General features: G+C 63.6%; 9 protein-coding genes and 1 pseudogene. 5 read left to right on the top strand and 5 right to left on the bottom strand.

Translation table 11 applies throughout. The features are described 5' to 3' along the window. On the top strand, positions 1-272 hold a 272-nt coding region (locus tag EOA38_RS20745), incomplete at its 5' end, for a cupin domain-containing protein (RefSeq protein ID WP_145966013.1). A 42-nt stretch (positions 273-314) separates the two neighbouring features. Here the strand turns inward: EOA38_RS20745 and EOA38_RS20740 are convergent. Continuing rightward, entirely contained in the window at positions 315-743 is a 429-nt protein-coding gene (locus tag EOA38_RS20740; protein WP_127221603.1) for a hypothetical protein, read from the bottom strand. Between the two features lie 109 nt (positions 744-852). On the opposite strand from EOA38_RS20740, the gene EOA38_RS20735 reads away from it, so the two are divergent. The 3 genes from EOA38_RS20735 to EOA38_RS20725 all read left to right on the top strand — a co-directional run bounded on the left by EOA38_RS20735 (position 853) and on the right by EOA38_RS20725 (position 2,673). Then, entirely contained in the window at positions 853-1,608 is a 756-nt protein-coding gene (locus EOA38_RS20735) for a copper homeostasis protein CutC (RefSeq protein ID WP_245464646.1), read from the top strand. Continuing rightward, positions 1,608-2,120: a GNAT family N-acetyltransferase gene (locus tag EOA38_RS20730; RefSeq protein ID WP_189350006.1), complete on the top strand. Its 513-nt coding sequence runs from the start codon at positions 1,608-1,610 to the stop codon at positions 2,118-2,120. Before EOA38_RS20735 ends, EOA38_RS20730 begins: the two co-directional genes overlap by 1 nt. 67 nt (positions 2,121-2,187) lie before the next feature. After that, the gene (locus EOA38_RS20725; protein WP_126093368.1) at positions 2,188-2,673 is read left to right on the top strand and encodes an SRPBCC family protein; all 486 of its coding nucleotides are present in this window, start codon (positions 2,188-2,190) and stop codon (positions 2,671-2,673) included. Between the two features lie 7 nt (positions 2,674-2,680). Here the strand turns inward: EOA38_RS20725 and EOA38_RS20720 are convergent, their stop codons facing one another. From EOA38_RS20720 to EOA38_RS20705, 4 genes are all read right to left on the bottom strand, one after another. Further along, complete coding sequence (locus tag EOA38_RS20720) at positions 2,681-3,703, bottom strand: acyltransferase (protein ID WP_127300101.1); 1,023 nt, start codon at positions 3,701-3,703, stop codon at positions 2,681-2,683. Between the two features lie 205 nt (positions 3,704-3,908). Next, positions 3,909-4,706: a xanthine dehydrogenase family protein subunit M gene (locus tag EOA38_RS20715; protein ID WP_126093367.1), complete on the bottom strand. Its 798-nt coding sequence runs from the start codon at positions 4,704-4,706 to the stop codon at positions 3,909-3,911. Between the two features lie 117 nt (positions 4,707-4,823). Beyond that, a complete protein-coding gene (locus EOA38_RS20710; RefSeq protein ID WP_127300100.1) occupies positions 4,824-7,172 on the bottom strand; it encodes a xanthine dehydrogenase family protein molybdopterin-binding subunit in 2,349 nt (782 codons plus the stop codon). A 126-nt stretch (positions 7,173-7,298) separates the two neighbouring features. Beyond that, entirely contained in the window at positions 7,299-7,799 is a 501-nt protein-coding gene (locus tag EOA38_RS20705; RefSeq protein ID WP_126093365.1) for a (2Fe-2S)-binding protein, read from the bottom strand. A 194-nt stretch (positions 7,800-7,993) separates the two neighbouring features. Here EOA38_RS20705 and EOA38_RS20700 point away from each other — a divergent pair. Further along, a pseudogene (locus tag EOA38_RS20700) lies at positions 7,994-8,224 on the top strand (hypothetical protein); the annotation flags it as partial.

Below are 8,224 nucleotides of genomic sequence, written 5' to 3'. Positions count from 1 at the left end.
TCGAGGTTCAGGTTTCGGCCTATCAGATCGCGCCGGGCGCGACCTTGCCGGTGCACAAGCACCCCTTCCCGCGCTACGCCTATGTCGAGGCCGGAACGCTTAAGGTCACCAATGTCGAGACCGGCGCCAGCAACACCTACAAAACCGGCGACTTCATCGTCGAGATGATCGGCCAATGGCACCAGGCCACCAATATCGGCGCCGACCCGGTCAAGCTCCTGGTGATCGACCAGGTCGAACAAGGCGCCAAGAACACGATCTTGCAGAACTGACCGAACGCATTGACGCGGACTGGTACCGCTGGCGGTAGTTGCTCATTGCACCACCACGCCGACGAGGGCTTGCGCGTATGCGTGAAGCTTGCGGGCAGCCTGCCGGTATTCGATCTCATCACCGCTGCAAACGGCCATGAACTGCGCCGCGAACTCCTGGGGGGTTGTGGCGGGAGTTGCGAGCATGCCTTCCACGATCTTGGACATGTCGTGGTAGACGCGTTTCAGATCATTGTCGGAAATATCGAAGGAGATCGAATCCCTGAGCGCCTCCCAGCGCCGGAAGCCCGTCATGATCGGGCTTTCGTTCAAGTTTGCGGCGGAAGCCCTTTCCGTCGCGGCGGCTCCCATGGACGAAATGGAGACGATCGTGCCTGGCACGCTGCGTCTGGCCGTTTCATGAGATGTCATTTCCAAGTCCCCAAGGTTGAAGAAAAGCCAATCCGTATAGCCGGCGGCGCGATGCCGCATTGCTCTGCGTCAAATTCGACGACAGCCCGCGCTGGACCGATCGAAGCGGCTTCCGCGGCAATCGCCGCGATGCTAGGGCTGGTCTCTCTTGCAGGCTGGATGGATACTGGTGACCGACGCCCCAAAACCCCTGATCGAAATCTGCGTCGAGGGCATTGACGGCCTGCTCGCCGCTCAGGCCGCCGGCGCCGACCGGGTCGAGCTCTGCGCCAGCCTCGTCGAAGGCGGCATCACGCCGAGCCTCGGCACGGTGCGCGCCGCACTCGAACGCGCGACCATCCCTTTTCATGTCATCGTGCGTCCGCGCGGCGGCGATTTCCTCTACAGCGAGGCCGAATATCGGTCGATGCTTGCCGATGTCGGCGCCCTGCGCGATCTCGGCGTAGCCGGCGTCGTGGTCGGCTGCCTGACCGCTGACGGCGCCGTCGACGAGCTGCGCATGAGCGAGCTGACGCAGGCAGCCGGCCCGCTCAACGTCACCTGCCATCGCGCCTTCGACATGACGCGGGACCCAGCCGAGGCGCTCGAAGCGCTGATCCGCTGCAAGGTCGGCCGCGTGCTGACCAGCGGCCAGCGTGACACAGCGCTGGAAGGCGCCGATCTGCTCGCGCAGCTTGTTCGCCAGGCGGGCGGGCGCATCATCATCCTTGGCTGCGGCGCGCTGGCGCCCGACAATATCGGTGAAGTCCTGAGGCGAACGGCGCTGAGCGAAATGCATTTCGCCGCGCTTGCCGACGTGCCGAGCGCCATGCGCTACCGCAACCCGCATGTCGGCATGGGTGGCACCGACCTCGACCGTGAATATCGCACCACGGTGACCGACCAGACCCAGGTGGCGGCCACCATCGCGGCCGCGAGGGCCTGATGCCGGAAGAAACGATGTCGAAGGATCGGCTGCCGATCGAACGCGTCTCGCCTGCTGCCGAGGCCGCCATCCTTGCCCTCAACAACGAACATGCGGCCGAATTGTCCTGGCTGGAGCCGGAGCGGTTGTCGTTCCTTATCGGCCAGGCTTTCTACACGCGCCGCATCGGTGCTCTCGAAGCCTTCATCATGTGCTTCGATCAGAACGCCCGCTACGACAGCCCGAATTTTCTCTGGTTTCGCGAGCGTTATCCGCGCTTCGTCTATGTCGACCGGGTGGTTGTAGCGGCCGAGGCGCGCGGCCGCGGCCATGCCCGGCGCCTCTACGAGGATCTGTTCGACCATGCCCGGCGCGCCGGCCACACGATCGTCACCTGCGAGGTCAATGCCGATCCGCCGAACCCCGCCTCGGATGCCTTCCACGCCGCGCTTGGCTTTGCCGAGGTCGGCGATGCCGTGATTCATGGCGGCAAGAAGTCGGTGCGTTATTACGCCAAACCCATCACCGGCTGAACGGCCACTGGCCACCAAAACAAGCTGCAGCTAATGTGAGTGCTCCGCAGGCTGGGGGTGCGGCATCATGCCAAGCAACGTCTTCCGCTTCGACGAAAGCTGGGACATCCCGGAGGGGACGCCGCAGGAAGTGTGGGACGTATTGTCCGACGCCGAGTTGCTGCCGCTCTGGTGGGGCGACGCCTACAAGGAAGTCAAGCCCCTCGACAGGAAGGGCAAGGGTGTTGTCGGCTCGCGGGCCAGAGCCAGGGCGCGAGGCGCCCTGCCCTACGAGTTGAACTTCGTCATCGAGGCCGCCGAGCTCGAGCCAGGCCGTCTGGTGGTGGTGAAGACCTTCGGCGATTTCGACGGCCTGTGGCGGGCCGAATTGTCGCCGTCTGGAACCGGTACGCACGTCGACTTGATCTGGCAGGTCACGGTGGAGAGGCCGATCCTCAAACTCCTGGCGCCGTTGCTCAGGCCGGCATTCGCCTGGAACCACCGCTGGACCACGCCGCGCGGCGAAGCGGGGCTTCGGCGCTATCTCGCCGCGCGGAAGGGCAGCCAGGTCTGACCCACATTCACCAATTGCGGTTGAGCCAGCCTCGCGCCGGTTTTTCGACGATGTAGTAGCTCGCCAGCGCGCAGGCGAAGACCGCGGCCAGCATTGGGATCGGCGCGCTGTCCCGGTCATAGACGAATTTGTAGAAGGGCTGCTGCCAGAGATAGAGCGAATAGGACCACAGCCCGAGCATCACCATCGGCCGCGACGACAGCAATCCGGTCAGGTAACCGCCGGCGAAGTCGAGCGCGTTGACCGCAAGCGCCAGCAGCGGCACGCCGAGAATGTAATGCACAGGCGTCGGCACCGGATCGAGGAACAGCAGCACCGCGCCCGCGGCCGCCGCCAGCGCCACATGCTGGTTCCTCACGAAGGCCGGCAACCGTCCGTCGGCCTTGAGCAGGCAGATCGCGGCCGACAGCAGGATCGAAGCGATGTGCACGTCGGTGCGCCAGTAGCTGGTCTCGTAGTCCATGCCGAGAACCCAGTATGAGATGGCGCCGTTGGCCATTGCCAGCAATGACAATGCCACAAGCAGCCGCACGACATTGGCGCGCCCTGACACCACCACGCTGATCAGCGCCAGGATGACATAAGAATGCTCCTCGATGGCGAGCGACCAGATATGGTCGAGCGCACCGGCGCGGTTAACGAGAATGCCGGCATAGTTATAGGTGAAGGTCAGCGCCGTCAGCGCCGCCTTCCACTTGAAGGCAATGAACGTGCCGGCGAGCCCGATCATTGCGGTGGCCACGAATACCAGCAGCGCCGGATAGATGCGCGAGAAGCGGCGCTTGAAGAATTTCTTCAGCGGAAAGCGTTCGATGAACAGTATCTCGCCCATCAGCCGACCGCTGAGCACGAAGAAGAACTCGACGCCGAGGACCCCGAGATTGATTCCCGGAACCGGGAAGAAGTGGCCGATCAGCACCAGCGCAATCGACAGGCCGCGCCAGCCGTCGAGATAGGCCAGCCTGGTTCGTGCCGCTTTGTCGGCTGCGGCCCGTGGCAGGGCGCCGGCCGTCGCGGAGATGTCGGTCATGCCGTCCCTTCGCAACACGGAGGCCCCGGCACGGATAGCCGCGCCCGGGAACCGCTTCGTTTCCCGCCGCGCTTATTTTGCAATGCGGGATAATCTTGTGCAAGTGCGAAGGCATGAATTCTCAGGCAGCTCCTGCCAAGTAGCTGCAAATACAAAAGAAAAAGGGCCGCGACGGCCCCTCTCCTTTTCATCCAGGCAGCAGCGTTCAAGCGTTGGCAGCGGCCACCGCGCGCTTCGCCATCACCGCGATCAGATTGGCGCGGTAGTCGGCAGAGGCATGGATATCGCTCATCAGCCCCTTTGCCGGCACTTTCAGGCCGTCGAGCGCCGAGGCGTCGAATTTCTTCGCCAGCGCCGCCTCGATTTCCTTGGAGCGGAAGACGCCGTCGTCGCCGGCGCCGGTCACCGCGGCCCTGACCCCATCCTTGCCCTTGGTCACGAACACGCCGACGATCGCATAGCGCGAGGCCGGGTTGCGGAACTTTTGGTAGGCCGCCTTGGCAGGCGCGGTGAAGGTCACCGCCGTGATGATCTCGCCCTCCTTCAGCCCCGTCTCGAACAGGCCCTTGAAGAACTTGTCGGCCGCGATCTGGCGCTTGTTGGTGACGATGGTCGCTCCCAGCGCCAGCAGCGCCGCCGGATAGTCGGCCGCCGGATCGTTGTTGGCGATCGAGCCGCCGATCGTGCCCTTGTGACGCACCGCCGGATCGCCGATCAGCGAAGCCATATGGGCAAGCGCCGGACAGGCCTTCTTCAGCTTCTCGTCATTGGAAACGTCGTAATGCGTCGTCGCCGCTCCGATGGTGACCGTCTTGCCGGACACCTTGACGCCCTGCAGGTCCTTCAGCCGCGACACGTCGACCAGATCGGAAGGCGCCGCGAGCCGCGTCTTCATGGCGGGGATCAGCGTCATGCCGCCGGACAGAAGCTTGGCATCGCCGCTCTTCAACAGCTTGGCGGCCTCAGCGACAGAGGCGGCGCGATGGTAGTTGACCGAGTACATTTGTCTTCCTCCCTTCGGGGAAAGAGCGAATAGCGAGTAGCGAATAGCGAATAGGACCAATCCCTTCGCATCGCGCTTTCCCCTATTCGCTACTCCCTATTCCATATTCGCTTCATTTCAGTGCTTCTTGGCGCGGATCGCCGACCATACGGTCGACGGCGACGCCGGCATGGCGATATCGACGACGCCGAGCGCATCGGTGATGGCGTTGATCACCGCCGGCGGCGAACCGATCGCGCCGGCCTCGCCGCAACCCTTGATGCCGAGCGGATTGCCTGGGCACGGCGTGTTCGAGGTCGAGACCTTGAACGACGGCAGATCGTCGGCGCGCGGCATGGTGTAGTCCATGTAGCTCGCCGTCAGCAGTTGCCCGTTCGCGTCATAATGCGCGCCTTCCAGCAGCGCCTGGCCGACGCCTTGCGCGATACCGCCATGCACCTGCCCTTCGACGATCATCGGATTGATGATGTTGCCGAAATCGTCCGCCGCGACGAACTGGACGATCTCCGTCAGGCCGGTCTCCGGATCGATCTCGACCTCGCAGATGTAGCAGCCTGCCGGGAAGGTGAAGTTCGAGGGATCGTAGAACGCGGTTTCCTTCAAGCCGGGCTCCATGCCTGCCGGCAGATTGTGGGCGGTGTAGGCGGCAAGCGCCACCTGGAACCAGGGCAGGCTCTTGTCGGTGCCGGCAACCTTGACCTCGCCATTCTCGATGACGATGTCGCCCTCGTCGGCCTCGAGCAGATGGGCAGCGATCTTCTTCGCCTTGGCCTCGACCTTGTCGAGCGCCTTGGCGATGGCGGACATGCCGACGGCGCCGGAACGCGAACCGTAGGTGCCCATGCCCATCTGCACCTTGTCGGTATCGCCGTGGACGATCGAAACCGAATCGATCGGCACGCCGAAACGCTGGTTGACCAGCTGCGCGAAGGTCGTCTCATGGCCTTGGCCATGGCTGTGCGAGCCGGTCAGCACCTCGATGGTGCCGACGGCGTTGACGCGCACTTCCGCCGATTCCCAAAGGCCGACGCCGGCGCCGAGCGAACCGACCGCCGCCGACGGCGCGAGGCCGCAGGCCTCGATGTAGCAGCTCATGCCGATGCCGCGCAGCTTGCCGCGCTTGGCGGCATCCGCCTTTCGCTTGGTGAAGCCGGCATAGTCGGCCGCCTTCATCGCGGCGTCGAGCGAAGCGTTATAGTCGCCCGCGTCGTAGCTGAGGATTACCGGCGTCTGGTGCGGGAAGGAGGTGATGAAGTTCTTGCGCCTCAGCTCGGCGGGCGTCACGCCGAGCTCGCGCGCGGCCGTCTCCATCGTGCGTTCCAGAAGGTATGTGGCTTCCGGCCGCCCTGCCCCGCGATAGGCATCGACGGGGGCGGTGTTGGTGTAGACGGTGCGCACATTGGCGTGGATGGCCGGGATATCGTACTGGCCCGACAGCAGCGTGGCGTAGAGATAGGTCGGCACGCAGGACGAGAACAGCGACATATAGGCGCCGAGATTGGCTATCGTGTCGACTTTGAGCCCGGTGATCCGGTTGTCCTTGTCGAACGCCATTTCCACCATCGAGACATGATCGCGGCCATGCGCGTCGGCGAGGAAGCTTTCGGTGCGGTCGGCGACCCATTTGACGGGCACGCCGGTCTTCTTCGACGCCCAGAGGCAGACGATCTCCTCCGGATAGATGTAGATCTTGGAGCCGAAGCCGCCGCCGACATCCGGCGCAATGACGCGCAGCTTGTTCTCCGGCGCGACATTGTAGAAGGCGCTCATCACCAGCCGCGCGACATGCGGATTCTGCGACGTCGTCCAGCAGGTGTAGTGGTCCTCGGCCTTGTCGTAGTGGCCAAGCGCTGCCCTTGGCTCCATCGCATTCGGCACCAGCCGGTTGTTGACGATCTTCATGCGCGTGACATGTGCCGCCGACTTGATCGCGGCATCGGTTGCCTTGCCGTTGCCGATCTCCCAGTCGAAGATCAGATTGTTCTCGGCCTCGGCATGGATCTGCGGCGCGCCCGGCTGAAGCGCCTTGGTGGCATCGACCACAGCCTTCAGTTCCTTGTAGGTGATCTCGACCGCCTCCGCCGCATCGCGCGCCTGGCCCTTGGTGTCGGCAATGACGATGACGACGGCGTCGCCGACATAGCGCACCTTGTCGACGGCGAGCGGCGACCAGGCGCCCATCTTCATCGGCGAGCCGTCCTTGGAATGGATCATCCAGCCGCAGATCAGGTTGCCGATGCCGTCGGCCTTGAGTTCCTTGCCGGTCAGCACGCCGATGACGCCGGGCATGCCTTGAGCTTTCTTCACATCGATCTTCTTGATCTGCGCGTGCGCGTGCGGGCTGCGCACGAACGCGGCATGCTTCATGCCGGGAACCACCATATCGTCGACATAACGGCCGCCGCCGGTGATGAACCTCTTGTCTTCCTTGCGCGCCACGCGAGCGCCGACACCTTCGATACCCATTGCGGAAATTCCTCCCGTAAACAGCGAGTAGTGAGTAGCGAATAGCGAGTAGGGAACGATTGGAGTGGAGGCCGCCCAAACAGAGACCGGCTACTCGCTACTCCCTATTCGCTACTCGCTCGGGCCTCACGCAGCTTGCTTGGCCTTGCCCTTCGATCCCTTCGCCATCGCTTGCGATGCGGCGAGGATCGCCTTGACGATGTTGTGGTAGCCGGTGCAGCGGCAGATGTTGCCCTCAAGCTCGGAGCGCACGGTGGCCTCGTCGAGGCCTTCCGGATGGCGCGCGATCATGTCCGTCGCCGTCATGATCATGCCCGGCGTGCAGAAACCGCACTGCAGACCGTGATGCTCCCTGAAGGCTGCCTGCACCGGATGCAGATCGGCGCCGTTTGCCAGCCCCTCGATCGTCACGACGCTCGAACCCGAGGCCTGCGCCGCGAGCATCGTGCAGGACTTCACCGCCTTGCCGTCGACAAGCACGACGCAGGCTCCGCATTGCGAGGTGTCGCAACCGACATGCGTCCCGGTGAGACCGAGATTCTCCCGCAAGAAATAAACCAGAAGCGTTCGGTCTTCGGCAACGCCGCTGACTCGCTTTCCGTTTACCATCAACGATATGTCCGACATGAATCCTCCCTAGGTATTACCTTGGTAGTCCCGGCGCGGGTTATTGCCCGGCTGCCCCCGGCTATCCGCTATTCCTATACCGTATAATGCACCGGAAGAAGTGCCCCAAAGCGCCACGCTGCGAGAATGCAGTTCGTCCGAAACTCCGCATATTGTACTTTCGGTCATGCAGCACGAGGCCCGCCATTGCCAAAATGGCGGTTGAAGACAACAATGCCTTTCGACGCAAGCGGGCTGAACGCATACAAAAAAGCGTCGGAGGAAATGCAGGGAGGAAGTCGCTGGCCAACTCACGGACGCACTATGCTTGCGGCCTCTCGGCGCTCACCACGGATGAGCCCGACGCAACCGCCTTCGCCCGGATGGTCGCGGCGGAAGCCGTGGCCATGGACGCCGGCTTTGCGCTGCTTTTCTTTTCCCAGAGC

Origin of the sequence: Mesorhizobium sp. M1E.F.Ca.ET.041.01.1.1 (assembly GCF_003997355.1) — a bacterium.
Taxonomy (GTDB): domain Bacteria; phylum Pseudomonadota; class Alphaproteobacteria; order Rhizobiales; family Rhizobiaceae; genus Mesorhizobium.
The sequence above is the reverse complement of the archived record's forward strand: the minus strand, read 5'-3'. Positions and strand labels throughout refer to the sequence as shown.

Excerpts from the sequence above, each read along its gene's own strand:
- EOA38_RS20740 (WP_127221603.1), bottom strand. The coding sequence starts at position 743 with ATGCGGCATCGCGCCGCCGGCTATACGGATTGGCTTTTCTTCAACCTT.
- EOA38_RS20730 (WP_189350006.1), top strand. The coding sequence starts at position 1,608 with ATGCCGGAAGAAACGATGTCGAAGGATCGGCTGCCGATCGAACGCGTC.
- EOA38_RS20725 (WP_126093368.1), top strand. The coding sequence starts at position 2,188 with ATGCCAAGCAACGTCTTCCGCTTCGACGAAAGCTGGGACATCCCGGAG.
- EOA38_RS20720 (WP_127300101.1), bottom strand. The coding sequence starts at position 3,703 with ATGACCGACATCTCCGCGACGGCCGGCGCCCTGCCACGGGCCGCAGCC.
- EOA38_RS20715 (WP_126093367.1), bottom strand. The coding sequence starts at position 4,706 with ATGTACTCGGTCAACTACCATCGCGCCGCCTCTGTCGCTGAGGCCGCC.
- EOA38_RS20710 (WP_127300100.1), bottom strand. The coding sequence starts at position 7,172 with ATGGGTATCGAAGGTGTCGGCGCTCGCGTGGCGCGCAAGGAAGACAAG.
- EOA38_RS20705 (WP_126093365.1), bottom strand. The coding sequence starts at position 7,799 with ATGTCGGACATATCGTTGATGGTAAACGGAAAGCGAGTCAGCGGCGTT.